Origin of the sequence: Paraburkholderia sp. GAS33, assembly GCF_050436645.1 — a bacterium.
Taxonomy (GTDB): Bacteria; Pseudomonadota; Gammaproteobacteria; order Burkholderiales; family Burkholderiaceae; genus Paraburkholderia; species Paraburkholderia phenazinium_B.
The window spans coordinates 570,672-587,751 of record NZ_JBNDMP010000003.1 but is presented as its reverse complement, the minus strand read 5'-3'; the positions used below and the strand labels follow the sequence as shown (position 1 = coordinate 587,751).

Sequence of the window (17,080 nt, the reverse complement as noted above, 5' to 3'; positions counted from 1 at the left end):
GAGCCTCGCGCGAGTGTGCACCACGGCCAACGGGTGCTGGCTCGCGCAGGGCCGCGCAGATCGCTGCGCCGCCACGATTCTTCATAAAAACTCAATACGCTAGTCGCGGGAGTGTTGGATGTCTGATGAATATGAAGTGCATGGTCTGCACGATCATGCTGTAGAGCACGTTGGTGAGGGACATAGCGCTCACGCGGACGCCGATCCGTTCGCGAGCCGCATGGCGGTAATGACGGCCATTCTTGCGACCATAGGCGCGATCTACGCCTATCAGAGCGGCACCAGCGAAAATCTCGCGCTGTACTACAAGAACGAAGCGGCCATCAAGAAGACCGAGGCCGCCAATCAATGGTCGTACTACCAGGCAAAGGGCGAGAAAGAAAACCTCGCGGAACTGGGCGCTTCGTTGTCGACGCCGGGCAGCGACGCACATGCGAAGTTCGTCGCCGATGTCGACAAGTACAAGCAGCAGAAAGAGCCGATTCGCGCCAATGCCGAAGCGATCGAAAAGCAGGTCAACGATAACGACGCGCGCAGCGAAACGTTGATGCACGGTCATCACCGTTGGGCGCAGGCCACCACGCTGATCCAGATCTCGATCGCGCTGACCGCAATCACCTTGCTCACGCGCAAGAAGTGGTTGCGTAATCTTTCGATAGGCGTCGCCGCGGCCGGCCTTCTGTTCGGTGCGGCAGCGTTTCTGTCCATTTAAGCAGAGACCGAGCGCGCCCGTTCCAGCAAGAGCTCGCGCTCGCGCGCATTGCGCGTCATCGCGGCGGCACGCTCGAATTCCGCGCGTGCCTCCTCGCCTCTTCCAAGCTTAGCCAGCAAATCTGCGCGCACGCTAGGCAGCCAGTGGTAGTTCGCGAGCGCGGCATCAGCGGCCAACAGGTCGACAATCTCGAGCGCCGCCGCCGGACCAAACGCCATACCGACGGCAACCGCCCGGTTCAACTCCACCACAGGTGACGGACTGATCTGCGCGAGTGCGTCGTACAAAGCGACGATCTGCACCCAATCGGTCTGATCAGCGGTATGCGCACGCGCATGACATGCGGCCAGCGCCGCCTGCAACGCATAGGGGCCACTGGCGCCCCCGAGTGACTGGGCGCGCTCAAGCGCGGCAAAGCCGCGCCGGATCAGCAGCGTATCCCAGCGGCTGCGGTCCTGATCGAGCAGCAGCACGGGACGGCCCTGCGCGTCGACTCGCGCGGGCGTACGCGAAGCCTGAATTTCCATCAGCGCGACGAGGCCATGCACCTCGCTTTCGTCAGACACGAGGCCAGCCAGCACGCGCCCGAGCCGCAGCGCTTCCTCGCACAGGGCCGGACGCATCCAGTCGTCGCCGGCGGTGGCCGAATAGCCTTCGTTGAAAACCAGGTAAATCACTTCCAGCACCGACGCGAGCCGCGCGACCCGTGCATCCGCTTGCGGCACTTCGAACGGCACCTTGGCGGCAGTCAGCGTGCGTTTGGCGCGCACGATCCGTTGCGCGATGGTCGGCTCGGGCACGAGAAAGGCTCGCGCGATCTCGTCAGTCGTCAAACCGCCGAGCAGGCGCAGCGTGAGCGCCACGCGTGCATCGGTGGAAAGCACCGGATGACACGCAGTGAAGACGAGACGCAACAGATCGTCGCCGATGTCATCCTGGCGCGCGGCATCGAGCGCATCGACAAAGTCGGGCACGAGGTGGGCCTCCTGTGCGTCCAGGTCACGACCGAGCTCCTCGCGCTTGCGTGCGTGCAGCACTTCCTGGCGCAAGCGGTCGAGCGCGCGGTTTTTGGCAGTGGCCATCAACCAGGCTCCAGGATTGTCAGGCACACCGCGTTCGGGCCAGTGTTCGAGCGCAGCAACCAATGCATCCTGCGCCAGTTCCTCCGCGACACCCACATCGCGCACCATGCGAGCAACGCACGCGATAACCTTCGCGGACTCGATGCGCCACACCGCTTCGATCGCGCGATGGGTCGCCGCCGGGTTCACCGCCACTTCAGTTCACCGCTTTTCATTGCTCGCTCGCATGCGTCCGAGAGGCTCAATGCGCAAGCCTTCCCATCGGGATCAATAGGCTTGTACATGATTCGGCATCCTGACAACATGGCCTAGCGCCGTCCCTCATCCAGTTCGCGAAAGCGGTCCACGGAAGGCCCCGGCTCGAAGTCGTCCCATTCGAACAGTTGCCGCACTTCGATCTCGCCGTCGGCGTCTTCTCCGAACGGTGCCGGAAAGCGGCGCGCCCATTCCATCGCCTCTTCACGCGAGCGCACCTGAATCAGCGTGTAGCCCGCCAACAGTTCCTTCGTTTCGGCGAATGGACCATCGATCACAGTGCGCTTCCCCTGCGAATAATGGATACGCCAACCCTTCGAAGTCGGTTGCAATCCGGTTGCGTCGAGCAACACGCCGGCCTTCGCCAGTTCCTCGTGATACGCGCCCATCACGGCCATCAGGGATTCGTCCGGCCTGGCGCCGGATTCGCTCATCGCGGTCGCTTTCACCATGATCATGAATCGCATTTCATCGCTCCTTGTCGTCGTGGATATCGAGCCTGCTTGAGTGCATGGGAGGCTCTTCATTCACACGACGCACGATTCATCGCTGAATCGACACGAATTTCGCTGACTGGGGAAAACCCTGGCACCTACTACACTCCGCGCCGCGGCCAGTGCCCGGCACGCACCCCACCCCGCATCATTGATAGCAGGGACCGACCTCGCGAACTTCGACAGTGCACCATTGCGCGGCCGGACAGCCCGTCGCAATCGCCACCGCTTCTTCGCGCGTATCGACATTGAGCAGCAGGAAACCGCCGACCATTTCCTTGGCTTCGGCGAAGGGGCCGTCAAGCAGCCTTGGCTGGCCGCCGCGCACCTCCACACGCACGGCATCTCTCGTGGACTTCAGCGATTCGCACGCGAGCAGCAAGCCGCGCTCGCGCAGATCGTCGGCGTAATTCGACATACGCTCGTAGAGCACCTGCCCTTCCTGCTCGGTGCGTTCGTTACGCTGGTTAGTGGGTTCGACGATGAACAGCATGTAGGCCATGAGGAACTCCGATCGGTGGATATGCGCAGTCTTGCGCACGATTTGCGAAGGCAGTCTACAAGCGCCGCCGGATCGACGCAAACACGTCGAGATACTTCAGCCTTTGCTTAACGCCGCTTGCCCTGGAGCCGCAGTGCAAAACGCTGTTACGGCACACGCCTTGCTGTCAAAGCAGGTATCAAGGCGTAAAACGAGGTTGAAAATGAAGATTCGATCCAGGTGGACAGGAATCCTGACTCTCGTGGTTTTAGCCTCCCTCGCGACCGGTTGCACACTAGGCGGCGCGGCGGCAGGCGGTGTAGTCGGCAACGAAGCGACCAATCACAGCACAGCGGGTACCGTGGGCGGCGCTGTAGTCGGCGGCGCGATCGGTTACGAGCTCGGTAAATAGGCCGGTAAGTTTGACACGCGGCGCGAGGCAGAGCACACTGCCTCGCGCCCCACGAGTGGGCCAAATACCTGACTCAAGCACCTTCAGCACATGACCCATTCAGTCGTACCCGCACCCGTCGTTCATAGCTGGCACGCCCACGTGTATTTCGATGGCGATCATCGCGACGCCGCATGGGCTCTGCGCGAACAGATTGACGCGCGTTTCGCGAACCAGCTGGAGTTGGGCCGCTTTCACGAGCGCCCGGTAGGACCGCATCCAAAATGGTCATATCAGCTTGCGTTCGCTCCCACGCAGTTTGCCGAGATCGTGGAATGGCTGACGCTCAATCACGGCGAGCTCGACGTTTTCCTGCACCCGAATACCGGCGACGATTTACGCGATCATCGTGACCGTGCCGTATGGATTGGTCATTCGCATCAGCTCAAGCTCGAAGTGTTCGGCAAGTGATCTGATCTTGCCGAGGCAGCGGGTACGCGAGTACTCACGTCATTCGAAGAACTTCGCAAACCGCTCGACAGGCTCACGCTCGGTACTCAACTGGTTGACGAGCGCGTCCTGATCGGCCCAGCCGAGCGACATGCCGCAGACCAGTTGCTCTTCATCCGGTAGACCGAGATGGCTCGCGATCACGCGATGAAACGGCACGAACGCTGCCTGCGGGCACGTGTCGAGACCGTGTCCGCGTGCGGAGATCATGACGGCTTCGAGGAACATACCGTAGTCGAGCCAGCTACCCCGCTCGAGAATCCGGTCGATCGTGAAGAACAGTCCCACTGGCGCGCCGAAAAACGCATAGTTGCGCGCGTGCTGCGCATGCATTTTGTCTTTTTCGCCCTTTGCAATGCCTAGTAATCCGTACAGATCCCAGCCAATCTTGCGGCGGCGATCGATATACGGCGACACCCATTGACGCGGATAGTACCGGTAGTCTTCCTGATACAGGCTGTCGCGCTGCGGATCGTCGTACGCGGCGAGCAATGCCTGTGAAAGCCTTTCGAGCGCTTCACCCGTCACCACATAGACTTTCCACGGCTGCGTGTTGGTGCCTGAGGGCGCGCGGCTCGCCGCCTCGAGAATCGCTTCGATCTCTTCACGCGCAACCGGCGTCGGCAAAAACGCGCGGATCGAACGCCGCGACTTCAATACTGCATCGATCTCGTTGACCGTTTCGTTCATCGGGGTGTCATTCATGCGAATAGCATCTCCAATCATCTGCGCCACATGGGCCAGGATCTACGCGCCGGCTGGCACCCTGCTTCAAACTATTCTAGCCAACCCCGCCACGCCCTGCTGGTGAGGGGTAAAAACGGCCCAGCCCCGGCCCATAAGCCGCAGCCACCCGGCGCACGGCCGCCTCGAACATCCCTCACACGAAACCTTCAAGAATTGCGGCACGAGGCCGTTAATCCTTACATGCTCCAAAACTGGGCAATCCAACCGGTGCGATTCGTAACGACTGATCAACATGGGATTTCTCAATGCGCTGTTAGGACGCAAACCCTCACCGGATGCGTTCGCCGCCCTGTTCATTGAAGCCGTCCAACATCGGGGCTTCGATGCCTCGCTGAACTACAACGCCGACGAATTCCGGCTTGAGTACGGCGACAACGCGGTCTTTAACCTGCATCACGCATACCGCGCCTATTGCGGTAGCGACAGGGCATTCCGCGAGGCTGCGATGGAAGGGTTCGTCGCGACGCTATGCGCGAGTCATCGAGCCGCCCCCGAACGCCTGTCCGAGGCGCGGGCGATGCTGCGGCCGCTGATCCGCGGCCGGGGTGTGCTCGAAGACGTACGCCTGCATCAGTTACGCACCAGCGGTAGGGAGGCCTCATTCGCACCCGCGTGGCGACCGTTCGGCGACGACTGTGCCGTCCTTCTTGCACTCGACTATCCGGAGTCCACCTCGACGCTTATGAGCGGACCCGTGGAATCGTGGGGCATTTCGCTCGATGACGCGCTCGCGATTGCGCGCGACAACCTGCGTGACATCACCACCGACTCGTTCGTCGAAGTGGCCCGCGGCGTATATCGCGGCAACTGGCGCGATGGCTACGATGCGAGCCGTGCGCTGCTGCCCGACCTGCTGCACCGCGCGCCGGTGCATGGCGTTCCCGTCTTTATGATCCCCACGCGCGACGTGCTGCTCGTCACCAGCGACAAGGACGACGGCGGCATCGCGCGCATGGTCGAACTGAGCCGCGAAGCCGCGCACAGCGGCCGCCCTGTTTCGCCGTTCATGTACTGCTACCACGAAGGCCTGCGACGTTTTACGCCGCGCCAGGGCCACGTGGTACGCCGCCTCGCACAGCTGGTCTTGCGCTATCACAAGGAGGACTACGACTCGCAGAAGGCCGCGCTCGATCGTCTGCATAAGCAGGAAGGCAGCGACGTGTTCGTTGCGAACTACCTGCTCTATGGCACCAAGGACGATGCGGGGGAAATGTTCTCGGCCGCAACGTGGACCGCCGGCGTCGAATCTTTGTTGCCGCAGGCCGATCGGGTCGTGCTGGTGCGTCCCGAAACGGGCGAGACACGAATTGTCCCGTGGCAACAGATCACGCCGCTGGTGGGCAGCCTGCTCGAAGAAGAACCCATGTATCCGGCGCGCTACAGGACGCGCGGCTTTCCCGATCCGGGTCAGTTCTCATCGTTCGCGCGCAGCGAATCGTAGACATTCTCTTCTCCACGGACTCGTTCCGCCCTGGTACCCGCTTCACGCTGCCGAGCGGCGTGAACGGCGCATTGCTCTTTCCTCGCCTTACAAACCATCAACCTCTGGACCCGTCCCTCCGATAAACCGTTCGATCAGGCTCGTGATGACGAAGTGAGTTCGCCCTTCGATGTCGTCGGCCCCTGCGCTATCCAACGTGTTTACCTGGAGGAAATGGACCATGTCGATCGATTCGTTCGGTATGACGATGGCGTCGCTGCCGACGCCCGCCGCGCCGCCCGCGTCGTCGGTGGAAGCCGTGCCCGCGAAGAAGCAGTCCACTTCGACGGAACCGTCGGCGTCGACTTCGACTGCAAGCACCGATCCGCTGATGGCCGCGCTTCAGCAAACCCTGTCGCGGCTCGGCTACAACATGCCGTCCGGCTCGCTCACGACAGACGCCACCAGCGGTACGGACGCCGCTGGCGGCACAGACGGCGCCGATGGCACCACGACGATCACCGTCAGCGCGACCAGCAGCGACCCGGCCAGCACAGGCGCGCAATTCCTTGCCGCGCTCTATCAGGCGCTAGCGCTTCAACAGTCGATCGCGTCGAGCAACGGGGCCACGTCATCCGGCGATAGTTCGGCAAACGCGATTGCCAGCTTTAACGATGCAGCGACCTCGGGTGGCGGTGTGAGCGCCTATCGCGACATGGGTTCACGTATTGCGGATCTGTCGACCGCATCGCGTCCGGCAGTCGACGATACCGATGCCGATACCGACGCAGGGGAATGGGACGTTGAAGTCGACGACGTAGAAGAGATTTCCGAACCTGAGGAAGCCGAAGCGGCCGACGGTGAGGATCCGCTCGACACCGCCATGTCGAACCTGAGCAACGCATTGCAGGCGCACGTTGCCGCGCTCGACCAGGACCCCGGCGCGACGGTGACGCTGTCCGATGTGCTCGACGGGCTCTCGGACACCGCCAGCAGCCTGAACTGGCAACCCGTGGGCGTACTGGTCGACGTCTCCGCCTGAAACAGCGTTGCGCCAAGGGCGATGTCTACAGAACGCCGGACTTCCAGATCATCTGCGCGGCCGCCACGAGAACGAACAGCAGCACGAGCTTGCGGAAGACCGCCGGTGGCAGTTTGTCACGCAGCGGACGCACGATCAGCATGCCGGCGATCACCGGGATGCTCGCGGCGGCCGAGATGGCGAGATCGACCCAGCTCGCGTGGGCGCCGCCGCTAAACGCAGCGATCAGCGAAACGATCGAGACCACCAGGATGATGGCAATCTGCTTGGTAAACGCCTTGCCGGTGGCTCCGGTTGCAATCAGGTACATGGCCAGTAGCGGTCCCGGCACGGAGGCAATGCTCTCCATCACGGCCGCCCCGAAACCGAGCACCAGCCCCACGGGTTTGGCGAGGCCCGGCGATAGCGTGAGCCGGGGCGAAGCGAACAGCAGCAACGCCGCGACGATCAGGGCAATTCCGGCGGCGGCCTGCGCGCGATGAGGCGCAAGCGAAATCAGCATCGTCACCCCGACGATGTTGCCGAGCACCGTGCCGACCAGCGGCGCCGCGATCCGGCGCACGGTGGCAAGCATCTCGCCACCTTCGAGCGCCTGCGGGATATTGCCGAGAATGATCGGCATCGACAGTAGCAGCACCGCCTGCTTGATCGGCAGAAAGTGGCTAAGAATCGGCATCGCCACCAATGGCACGCCGATGCTAACTACCCCTTTGACCATGCCGCCCAATAACAACGCGGCGAGGATACCGACTAGCGCGTACGGATCGAGCGTCTGCAGAGCCGGGCCTAAAACGCCGTCGGAGAGATTGATGTGAACCATGATGTGTTGGGTCTGCCCGCTATGACTGCGGATGGGTGGCTTCGAATATCGCGCAGTGAATTTTTTGTGTCTTCGCTGACCCGCCATGCAGGCCCGCTGACCGGTGAGCGCCTATGCCCGCCGGAGCCGCATGATACCCCGGTGCGCCTAAGGCCCCCTGCCGGCCCTTATGCATCGCGCGTCCTTACATCGCCTTACCAACCCTAAAGATAAGTTTCTGCGCGGTCGAAAAGTCAGGCAAGGCGACATCGCACTGCGTGCCGGCTGGCCGCCGCGGAGAAGGCGTCTCGTCTCCGGCGGCCCGCGGCAACGCTGAATGGGCGTCTGGTCGCGCGAGACCAGACCGTCCCAGATGGATACACGGATGAGAAAGGATTGCCATGCAAGTTAGCAACGCCGCGGCGTCATCTACGCTGACGCAAACGGGTGCCAGCGGGAGCACAGCATCGAACTCGCCCCCGGTGTCTGCCACCAGCGATGTGCCAACGACATCGGTTAGCTCGACCGCTGCGAGTCCGAGCCAGGACTCGGCCGTTACCATCTCGCCAGAAGGCGCCGCGATTGCCGCGCAGGACGCGAGCAGCACCCAGAGCGACGTGACGACGCAGAGCGCAGCGCCGTCAAACACTGCTGGCGGCACGACAGACGCCAGTAACGCCGACTCGGCTAACGACCCCAGCGCAACGGACAGCAGCAGCGACGCCAGCGCTAACGGCACCACGGGCAATAGTGACACCTCGGGCGGCACCACCAACGCCTCGCCGCTCAAATCGTTCACCTACGGAACACTGGGGCTAGAGCGCCCCGATCAATCGCAGGACAATCGCAACCCTTTCTACACCGCGGGCAGATGGCTGGCGGCCGGACTCACCATCGGGGGAATCATTTCGCTACTGGTTTAAAGATCCTTGCACACGGTGGACCGATGGCTGGGTCGGGCACGGCGGATGCTATGTCCCCTGAAGAAAACAAGCCGCGCCGCAGTCCGCCATGAGAGAAGCGCGTAGCCGCAGATCGCGCACTTCTACGTTTGCGCGCTATCTGCACAGGCATCCCATGGCGTACCGCTGGCCTCTTAAAAGGAAAAGCCATGTCCGCCACACCTCATGGGCTGGTAGCGAACGCCGCTGCGCACCCGAACAACCGCTTTCACGTCGTGCTGACCAGCGTAATCGCCGCGCTGGCCGGCTTATTGTTTGGCCTCGATATCGGCGTGATCTCAGGCGCATTGCCGTTTATCGCGCGACAGTTTCATGTCGGCGACCAGATGCAGGAATGGATTGTCAGTTCGATGATGGTCGGTGCGGCGCTCGGCGCGCTTGGCTCGGGGTGGATGGCCAAAGCCATCGGCCGCAAATACTCGTTGATGATCGGCGCAGCGTTGTTCGCTTGCGCGTCGGGCGTGTGTGCATTCGCATGGAGCCCGGAGATGCTGATTACCGGACGCGTTTTTCTTGGCGTAGCAGTCGGGATCGCTTCTTTTACCGCACCGCTTTATCTGTCCGAAATCGCTCCCCGTACCATGCGCGGCGCCATGATCTCCCTGCATCAGTTGATGGTGACAGTCGGCATTCTGGCGGCTTTCCTCTCCAACACCGCCTTTAGCGGCACAGGAGACTGGCGCTGGATGCTCGGCGTGATCGCCTTTCCGGCGCTCGCCTTGCTATTCGGTTTGCTGTTCCTGCCGCGCAGCCCGCGCTGGCTGATGAGCCGTGGCCGCAACGAGGAAGCTGAGCGCGTGCTGGAAAAGCTGCGTAGCGACCGCAAGAGCATAGAAACCGAAATGAGCGAGATCGCAGATCAGCTCAAAGTGGAATTCCAGGGATGGGGACTATTCCGTAGCAATCCGAACTTTCGTCGTACCGTGGGGCTCGGCATCATGCTGCAGGTAATGCAGCAATTGACCGGCATCAACGTGGTGATGTATTACGCACCGCGCATTTTCGGGCTCGCCGGCTACGGGACCTCGCACGACCAGCTGTGGGGCACAGTGATCGTGGGCGCTGTGAACGTGGCGGCAACCTTTATCGCTATTGGTCTGGTGGACCGCTGGGGCCGCAAGCCGATTCTCTACACCGGCTTCACCGTGATGGCACTTGCGCTCGCTACGCTCGGCGCACTACTGCATATAGGCGTGACGAGCGGCGCTAGCCAGATCGCGGCGGTGGTGATGTTGCTGGTGTTTATCGCGGGCTTCGCGATGTCGGCGGGACCGATGATCTGGATTCTCTGCGCGGAAATCCAGCCTATGAAGGGTCGCGATTTCGGCATCGCAGCTTCGACCTTCGTCAACTGGGTGGCCAACACGATTGCCGGCGCAACGTTCCTCACCTTGCTTAACACGCTGGGTCATGCGCAAACGTTCTGGCTGTACGCGGTAATGAACGCTGCATTTATATTCCTGACGCTATGGCTCGTGCCGGAAACGAAGGGCGTTTCGCTCGAGCAGATCGAACGAAATCTGATGGATGGGCGGGCGTTGCGCAAGCTCGGAGAGTAAGGATGTTGCAACCACGCCCCCCGCCTGAAAGAGATGATTTTTTACAACGTTGGCGAGCGCATGAAACGAAGTTAAAGTAATGCGCTTAGCTCGACGAGCGTTATACGCCAGACATCCTTGAGGCCGTCGCGCTATCGAAAAAGCATAAAAACGGAAAGCACGGTTCGCGCATTCCCTCGTCGTCATTCGAACGGAGGCCTTCTTGGACGACTCACTCACGCAGCCTGAAGAACAAACAAAGAGCGCAACACGCGGAAGCCGCTTCAAACGAAGGGTGCGCTGGGTATTCACCGGTCGCAACGGAATGCGGGCCGGCTGGGGCGTCGCGGTTTTTATCGCGACGTTTGTGGCGGTCGTCTTCGGCATCGCCGCGGTGCGGGCGCATTTCGGGCACCATCACCACCCCATCACCCTGTTTACTCTGCCGGTTGCCTATCTAGGCGAGACGTTTCAGCTTGCCGGCCTGATAGCTGCATTGGCCGTAGTGGCGGCCATCGAGCGACGCTCAATGCTGTCTTTTGGCTTGCGGGATTCCGCCGCCTGGACGCGTTTCGGAGGCGGCCTCCTGTGCGGATTTGGCGCAATCAGTCTGATGGTGCTTGTCCTCGTGCAAATGCATCTGCTGGTGCTCGACCCACCCACGGACCACGGTGTAACAGTCTGGACGCGCGCGGTTGCATGGGCCGGCTTCTTTCTGCTGGTCGGAATCTTCGAAGAGTCGACGTTGCGCGGATATCTGCAATACACGCTGACGCGAGGCATCGGCTTCTGGTGGGGCGTGCTGCTGCTCTCGATCCTGTTCGGCGGTTTGCATGGCTCCAATCCCGGAGAGACGCCCATCGGACTGATCTCCGCTGGCGGCTTCGGGATCGTGATCTGCCTGAGTCTCTGGTACACCGGATCGCTATTCTGGGCAATCGGCTTTCATGCGGCGTGGGACTGGGGTGAGTCGTACTTCTACGGCACATCCGATAGTGGCACGCTGGTAGATACCCGGCTCTTTACGGCGCATCCGCTCGGCAACATCCTGATGAGCGGCGGCAAAACCGGTCCGGAGGGCAGCCTGCTGATCTTCCCAATGCTCCTTATCACCGCGGTGTTGATCTGGTTATGGTGGGGACGCCGAACCACATCGCCATTCCGCGGCAGCGGCTGGAAGCCGGCGCGCACCGCTATCCGCTAACGTCGCGCTCAACAGGTTTCCAGTGGACACCGAATGAAAATAGAAGCAGTCGAGTCCAGCGACGAAGCCGCGCTAGCGTCGATGATGTTGAGAACCATCCGGACGAGTGTACGGATTGAAGCGGACGAGATGGCCGCCGTGATCACCAACGTTCTCGCAAATATGCACTGGGCGTTCGATCATGCACACCAATGCGTACACCTGAAATGCGTCGTGGACGGGCGCATTGCCGGCGCGGTGCTGGTCAAGAATTTCTGGAATCTGTGCAGTCTATTTGTGGAGCCGAGTGACCATCGGCGCGGCATCGGTCGAAGCCTGATTGAGGAAGCGATCAGACAGTGTGTGGCCCGCAACGAGCGGCCCTATGTGAGGGTCAATGCAGCGCCCAACGCGGTGGAGTTCTACAGTGCGATGGGCTTCACGCGGGTGGACGACAAGACTCAGTTAAGTACGAGCACGCCGATGGCGCTGTTCCTGTCTGCATCGCGACCGTTGCCCGCCCGATAGCAGGCACGACAAGGGCGCGATGGCGACGCGCGCTTATTCGACGGCGCTGCCTTGCGGGGCTGCGCTGCCTTCCTGAGCGGCGGAGTGGTCCGGTTGAGCGGAGACGTTTTGCTCAGCGTTGTTAGCCTGCTGAACCGCAGCCTCTTGCGGAGCTGCATCTTGTTGCGAGGCTGCGCTGTCTTGCGGAGCCGCGCCTTGTTCCGACGCACTACCGTCTTGCTGAACCGCGCCTTGTTCCGGCGCGCCACTCTCCTGCTGAACCGCGCCTTCTTGCGCAGCCGCCGCACCCTGCGGAGCGGAAGCGCCTTGCGCAGCGTTCCTGGCTTTTTGCCGCTTGGCCTGCAAGCCGCGCGCACGCGCGGCTTCCGCCGGCAGCACCTGACCGGCATCCTGACCGTTCAGGTCGACGCGCATGGCGTTTTCGGTGACGCATGCCCAGTAACGGCTACCCCAGCACCACACCTTGATGGCGTCGCGCAAAGCCGCTTCGTTTAAGCCGAGTTCTTCGGAGTGCTCGAGCAGATCCTTGAAGATGCCTACCTTGAGCGGCACCTTCGGAGCCGGATTTTTGGGGAACGCCTTCGGGAATCGCTTCTGAAGCTTGCCGATAGAGAGCACCACCGGATCTACCGGCTTTGACTTTTGCGCCGGCGATTTCTGCGCGGACTGCTTCGGTGCAGATGACTTATGTGCGGCCGCTTTTTGCTCAGGTGCGGTGCGCGCCGCGTCGGGCGTGTTACGGCCCCCGTTAGCGTGCTTCGCTACCGCGGCCTGCTTTGCTGCCTCAGCCGGCTTCGCTGGCCTCGCCGGCCTGGCGTGCTTTGCGTGCCTGGCTGCGCGTTTCTCTTCAGCCTGTTTCGCCAGCTGTTCTTTCAGTGCCGCGAGTTGTTCAAAGCCCATGATGCAGTCTACGACGAGGAAAATGCGTGGATTGTAGCAGCTAGACCGGAAAGCGATATGTGCACTTCCGGCGCTTCGCCATGCGGGATGCCTGAGTTCCGCTTACAGCAAGCAACGTGCCGCAGATTTTTCATCGGCAGCAGTAAATACATTCTCAAACACGCGCCGTGAATGCTCAAAGACCTGCATGACAAGAAGCGCTTGTCAGTTGACGAGCAATCAATTCATCGATATTGTTCGGACCATGGCCGATTCAGAATTCATCCATCCCGGCGTCACTGTCCGGCAGAACTGCCTCGAGCGGTTCAATTTGACCGTCACCGAAGGTGCGCTGGTTCTGGGCGTCAGTCGCCAGGCTTTAACGAATCTGTTGAGCGGCAAGGCAGGTATCTCACCGGAGATGGCCCTGCGCCTCGACAAGGCGTTCGGCGGCGGCGCGGAAACCTGGTTGCAAAGGCAAGTGCTTCACGATCTCGCGAAGGCGCGCCTGCGGCTCGACGAACTCAACGTCGTACCCATGGTGAACGCCCAACAGCCGGCGTTGTTCTAGGCGCCGGCGTATCGACGATCGGTAAGATCCGCGTTAGCCGTCATACCCGTTAGCAAGTGTTGAACCTTTGAATCATCAAAGGTTCGCATTGTTTCGCCCTGCCTTTTTAGCATTCCTTATTTAACTATTCGACTCGCTTCGAAGGCGTTGTTGCGTCCTGCCGTCGCGCGATCGAAACGCCACGACATCCAGAACCAGGATGCATTAAGGATGAACATGTCCGGTAATCGCCGCTTCCATATGTTTCTGATCGGCAGTTTCTTTGCCAGCTTCGGTGGATGGATTAACTTTCTCGCGATACTGAACATCGCAACCTATCGATTCAACGCGACACCATTCGATCTGGTGATCCTGAGTGCCGCATTGCTGGTGCCGCCCATTCTGCTCACGCGGATCATCAGCCAGGTTTGCGACCGCTATGCCAGCACACGTGTCCTTGTCGGCGCATTGGCGATCACGCTCGGCACAACAGCCGCCCTGCTTTGGGTCGGCCACTTCGTCGCCTTTCTGCTGGTCGTCGCGTTCAAGTCGGCGGCCCTCGGCTTCACCGATCCTGCCGAAACCGTGTATGTCACCACCAGTGTCGACGAGGCGCAGCAAAGCCGTGCGTTCCGCTTACTCAGTCTGGCTCAAAGCATGGCGAAGATCTGCGCACCCGCTGCCGGTGGAATCGTAGGCGCATGGGCCGGCGACAATCACACGATGCTCGTCTCGATCGTGTTCATAGCCGCAGCCATCGTGATGATGCTGCTGGCCGCGCCGGCCGCTAAGGCCGTTCTACCCGTTGCCGCTGCACCTGACGCAAAGGCTGCACCGCGTACGCGCTGGACCGGTGCCATCCTGCCGCTGCTGCTTTGCACCGGCATTTACTTCGCGCTGGCGGCGGCCGTCAACAATCAGTTTCCGCTCATGCTAAGAAACCAGGGGTTCGACAAATCGGCGCTCGGCATTGTGGTCTCTTGTGCTGCGCTGGGCGGCATGTTCGGCAGTCTCCTGCCCATGGGACGCAATGCCGAGCGGGCCGGCCTCGGACCACTGCTTGCGCCAGCGTTCGTGTCGTGTGCCGTGTTCATCGCCATTGGCGGCATCTTCCGGTTGCCGTTGCGTCCGGCCGAATGGCTGCTCGCGCTCGCGTTCTTCGCGACCGGCCACATGAGTGCGCGCTTCAGGGTTGAGTGCCGGCTGTTTATCGCCCGGCGTCTCGCAGATCAGGTGGCGAGCGCCAGTGCCGCACTGCAATCCGCGGGCATGTTCGTGCAATTCGTCGCGCCATGCGTGGGTGCTGTACTGACAAGTCTGCTGTCCACCAGCGATGTCTTCATCGTGCTTGGCTGCGTCGCGGCGGCTTGCCTTGCGGCTGTAGCCTTACGTTTTAGCAAGCAGCCGCAGGTTGCCGGGCTTGCCGCCGCCGCGGACGCAGATTGTCGATAAGCGCTATGCTTTTTGTTTCACGCAACCGGCAACCTGTTCCTCTCGCGGAGTCCACCATGCAATACCGTAAATTCGGCCGCACTGGCCTGAGCGTTTCACGTCTATGTCTTGGCACGATGACATTCGGCTTGCAAACCGAAGAGGCGGTCTCGCACCGCATCCTCGACAAGGCCGCGGAAGCCGGCGTCAACTTCATCGATACCGCGGACGTCTATCCGCTGGGCGGCGGCGAAGATCTCGCGGGACGCACCGAAGAGATCGTCGGCCGCTGGTTGAGGGGAAAGCGCGATCGCTTCATCCTCGCCACTAAAGCAGTGGGCAAGGTTGGGCCCTCGTCATGGGATCAAGGTGCGTCGCGCAAGCACCTGCTCGATGCCATCGACACGTCTCTTCGACGCCTCGGCACCGACTACGTCGACCTGTACCAGCTGCACTCCGACGATCACGAAACGCCGCTCGACGAAACGCTGGAAGCACTCGACATCATCGTGCGCTCGGGAAAGGCGCGCTACGTGGGCGTATCGAACTTTCTGGCTTACCGGCTGGCGCGCGCATTGGGACGCGCGGATGTGCTGCGTGTGGCGCGCTTCGTCTCCGTTCAGCCGCGTTACAACCTGCTGTTCCGGCAGATCGAACGCGAGTTGCTACCGCTCTGCGGAGAGGAACAGCTGGCGGTGATTCCGTATAACCCGCTGGCAGGCGGCCTGCTGACCGGCAAGCACCGCCACGATGCGCAGCCTGAGGCCGGCCGCTTCACCGAAACGGTGGGCAAAGCGGGGGCGACGTATCAGGAACGCTACTGGCATAAGCGCGAATTCGACACCATCGAAAAGCTGAAGGGCATCGCAGCGGACGCCGGCGTGTCGCTGACGAAAGCGTCGCTCGCCTGGGTGCTTGCGAATCCGCACATCACATCGGCGATCATCGGCGCAAGCAATCCTGATCAATTGACGGACACACTCAGCGCGATAGATCTAACACTGAATGCCGAACTGAAAGCGCAACTTGACGATGTGACGCACGAATATCGTTGGGGTGACGCGGCACGCTAAACGGCCAAAGTGGCCTAAAGGTCCTAAAGCGCATAAGCGGCGATGCGATTGCCAACCGGCAATCGCATCTCGCACATCGATTACTCGAAAATGCCGGTACGCTGGGTCGCTTCCGGCAACTGCCGTGTATCACGCAATGAGCGCGGATGCCAGAGCTTGGCCCCGCCTTCGATACCCGCATCGTTGGACACAACCGCCACATTCGCGGGCAGCTTGAAGTTCAGGCGCGCGGCGTTGCCGCCGCCTATCCACAGCTTGTCGTAGTTCACGAGCGAAGCCAGAATCCCGATCACTTTCTCTACGCGGTGATTCCAGCGTTTGTTGCCCGCCTGCATGCGCGCTGCGTCGCCGATATATTCGTCGTATGCGCGGTTCTTGCTGACCGGGTGATGCGCAAGCTCAAGGTGCGGCATCAGTTCACCGTCGCGAAACAGCGCCGTGCCCGCACCCGTGCCAAGCGTCAGCACGAACTCGATGCCATGACCTTCGATTGCTGCAAAGCCCTGCACCTCGGCGTCGTTGATCATGCGCACCGGCAAGCCGCCGAGCCGCTTGGCCAGCGAATCCGCAAGCGGAATGTCGTGCCAGCCTTCGTCGCCGAAATGCGGTGCCGTGAGCACCCGGTTGTTACGCACGAAACCCGGAAAGCCAATCGAGATGCGCGAAGGGGCATGCTCTGCAATCAGCGGCTCGACCAGCTTCACCAGCGTATCGACGAGTTGATCTGGCGTGCAAGGATGCGGCGTCGCCACGCGCAGACGCTCGGTAACCATCTTGCCGTGCGTGTCGATGATCGCGGCCTTCAAACCGGTGCCGCCCACATCGATGGAGAGGATGTACCCCCCGCCGTGCCTGACGGTACTTTTAGCCGCAGGCTTAGCCGCGGCTTTCACCGCGGTCTTCTTCGCCGCACGTTTGGCAGTGGTTTTAACGGCGCTGCCTGTGCTGCTCTTGACGTTACCTTTGACGTTGGTCTTACGTGTCGCCACAGTGGTCCCCTGTT

Annotated in this window: 19 protein-coding genes; 12 read left to right on the top strand and 7 right to left on the bottom strand. The window is 61.4% G+C overall.

What is annotated here, in order from left to right:
* Positions 1–118 precede the first annotated feature (118 nt).
* Positions 119–712, top strand: a complete 594-nt coding sequence (locus P3T24_RS12930; protein ID WP_074267143.1) for a DUF4337 domain-containing protein — start codon at positions 119–121, stop codon at positions 710–712.
* Here P3T24_RS12930 and P3T24_RS12925 read toward each other — a convergent pair.
* The 3 genes from P3T24_RS12925 to P3T24_RS12915 all read right to left on the bottom strand — a co-directional run bounded on the left by P3T24_RS12925 (position 709) and on the right by P3T24_RS12915 (position 3,045).
* The gene (locus tag P3T24_RS12925) at positions 709–1,983 is read right to left on the bottom strand and encodes an RNA polymerase sigma factor (protein ID WP_429435320.1); all 1,275 of its coding nucleotides are present in this window, start codon (positions 1,981–1,983) and stop codon (positions 709–711) included. The genes P3T24_RS12930 and P3T24_RS12925 overlap by 4 nt on opposite strands.
* A gap of 119 nt (positions 1,984–2,102) precedes the next feature.
* The gene (locus P3T24_RS12920) at positions 2,103–2,516 is read right to left on the bottom strand and encodes a YciI family protein (protein WP_429406245.1); all 414 of its coding nucleotides are present in this window, start codon (positions 2,514–2,516) and stop codon (positions 2,103–2,105) included.
* A gap of 175 nt (positions 2,517–2,691) precedes the next feature.
* Positions 2,692–3,045 (bottom strand): YciI family protein, encoded by a 354-nt coding sequence (locus P3T24_RS12915; RefSeq protein WP_074267141.1) that lies wholly within the window; start codon positions 3,043–3,045, stop codon positions 2,692–2,694.
* Positions 3,046–3,247: 202 nt separating this feature from the next.
* Here P3T24_RS12915 and P3T24_RS12910 point away from each other — a divergent pair, with 202 nt between their 5' ends.
* Positions 3,248–3,436 (top strand): glycine zipper 2TM domain-containing protein, encoded by a 189-nt coding sequence (locus tag P3T24_RS12910; RefSeq protein WP_074267140.1) that lies wholly within the window; start codon positions 3,248–3,250, stop codon positions 3,434–3,436.
* A gap of 90 nt (positions 3,437–3,526) precedes the next feature.
* A complete protein-coding gene (locus tag P3T24_RS12905; protein ID WP_429435039.1) occupies positions 3,527–3,886 on the top strand; it encodes a DOPA 4,5-dioxygenase family protein in 360 nt (119 codons plus the stop codon).
* Positions 3,887–3,925: 39 nt separating this feature from the next.
* Here P3T24_RS12905 and P3T24_RS12900 read toward each other — a convergent pair whose 3' ends face one another.
* Positions 3,926–4,630, bottom strand: coding sequence for a nitroreductase (locus P3T24_RS12900; RefSeq protein ID WP_429287256.1), 705 nt, complete (start codon positions 4,628–4,630; stop codon positions 3,926–3,928).
* A gap of 274 nt (positions 4,631–4,904) precedes the next feature.
* On the opposite strand from P3T24_RS12900, the gene P3T24_RS12895 reads away from it, so the two are divergent.
* Together P3T24_RS12895 and P3T24_RS12890 are read left to right on the top strand one after the other, a co-directional pair.
* The gene (locus P3T24_RS12895) at positions 4,905–6,113 is read left to right on the top strand and encodes a hypothetical protein (RefSeq protein ID WP_429406242.1); all 1,209 of its coding nucleotides are present in this window, start codon (positions 4,905–4,907) and stop codon (positions 6,111–6,113) included.
* Positions 6,114–6,333: 220 nt separating this feature from the next.
* A complete protein-coding gene (locus P3T24_RS12890) occupies positions 6,334–7,134 on the top strand; it encodes a hypothetical protein (RefSeq protein WP_429435037.1) in 801 nt (266 codons plus the stop codon).
* 25 nt (positions 7,135–7,159) lie between these two features.
* Here the strand turns inward: P3T24_RS12890 and P3T24_RS12885 are convergent, their stop codons facing one another.
* Positions 7,160–7,954 carry a TSUP family transporter gene (locus tag P3T24_RS12885; protein WP_429435034.1) on the bottom strand — a complete coding sequence of 265 codons (795 nt, stop codon included), beginning with the start codon at positions 7,952–7,954 and terminating at the stop codon, positions 7,160–7,162.
* 380 nt (positions 7,955–8,334) lie between these two features.
* Here P3T24_RS12885 and P3T24_RS12880 point away from each other — a divergent pair, with 380 nt between their 5' ends.
* From P3T24_RS12880 to P3T24_RS12865, 4 genes are all read left to right on the top strand, one after another.
* Positions 8,335–8,856, top strand: coding sequence for a hypothetical protein (locus P3T24_RS12880; RefSeq protein WP_429435031.1), 522 nt, complete (start codon positions 8,335–8,337; stop codon positions 8,854–8,856).
* A 188-nt stretch (positions 8,857–9,044) separates the two neighbouring features.
* Positions 9,045–10,454, top strand: a complete 1,410-nt coding sequence (locus P3T24_RS12875) for a sugar porter family MFS transporter (protein WP_429435029.1) — start codon at positions 9,045–9,047, stop codon at positions 10,452–10,454.
* A gap of 202 nt (positions 10,455–10,656) precedes the next feature.
* Positions 10,657–11,637: a CPBP family intramembrane glutamic endopeptidase gene (locus P3T24_RS12870; protein ID WP_429287262.1), complete on the top strand. Its 981-nt coding sequence runs from the start codon at positions 10,657–10,659 to the stop codon at positions 11,635–11,637.
* A 33-nt stretch (positions 11,638–11,670) separates the two neighbouring features.
* Positions 11,671–12,144, top strand: a complete 474-nt coding sequence (locus P3T24_RS12865; protein ID WP_429435026.1) for a GNAT family N-acetyltransferase — start codon at positions 11,671–11,673, stop codon at positions 12,142–12,144.
* 33 nt (positions 12,145–12,177) lie between these two features.
* On the opposite strand, the gene P3T24_RS12860 is transcribed toward P3T24_RS12865, so the two are convergent.
* Positions 12,178–13,044, bottom strand: coding sequence for a ProQ/FinO family protein (locus P3T24_RS12860; RefSeq protein ID WP_429406237.1), 867 nt, complete (start codon positions 13,042–13,044; stop codon positions 12,178–12,180).
* A 244-nt stretch (positions 13,045–13,288) separates the two neighbouring features.
* On the opposite strand from P3T24_RS12860, the gene P3T24_RS12855 reads away from it, so the two are divergent.
* The 3 genes from P3T24_RS12855 to P3T24_RS12845 all read left to right on the top strand — a co-directional run bounded on the left by P3T24_RS12855 (position 13,289) and on the right by P3T24_RS12845 (position 16,077).
* Complete coding sequence (locus P3T24_RS12855) at positions 13,289–13,594, top strand: HigA family addiction module antitoxin (protein ID WP_074267131.1); 306 nt, start codon at positions 13,289–13,291, stop codon at positions 13,592–13,594.
* 216 nt (positions 13,595–13,810) lie between these two features.
* Positions 13,811–15,025: an MFS transporter gene (locus P3T24_RS12850; RefSeq protein ID WP_429435024.1), complete on the top strand. Its 1,215-nt coding sequence runs from the start codon at positions 13,811–13,813 to the stop codon at positions 15,023–15,025.
* Positions 15,026–15,081: 56 nt separating this feature from the next.
* Positions 15,082–16,077 (top strand): aldo/keto reductase, encoded by a 996-nt coding sequence (locus P3T24_RS12845; RefSeq protein ID WP_074267129.1) that lies wholly within the window; start codon positions 15,082–15,084, stop codon positions 16,075–16,077.
* An 80-nt stretch (positions 16,078–16,157) separates the two neighbouring features.
* On the opposite strand, the gene P3T24_RS12840 is transcribed toward P3T24_RS12845, so the two are convergent.
* Positions 16,158–16,970: an ROK family protein gene (locus P3T24_RS12840; protein ID WP_429435317.1), complete on the bottom strand. Its 813-nt coding sequence runs from the start codon at positions 16,968–16,970 to the stop codon at positions 16,158–16,160.
* Between the last annotated feature and the right edge of the window lie 110 nt (positions 16,971–17,080).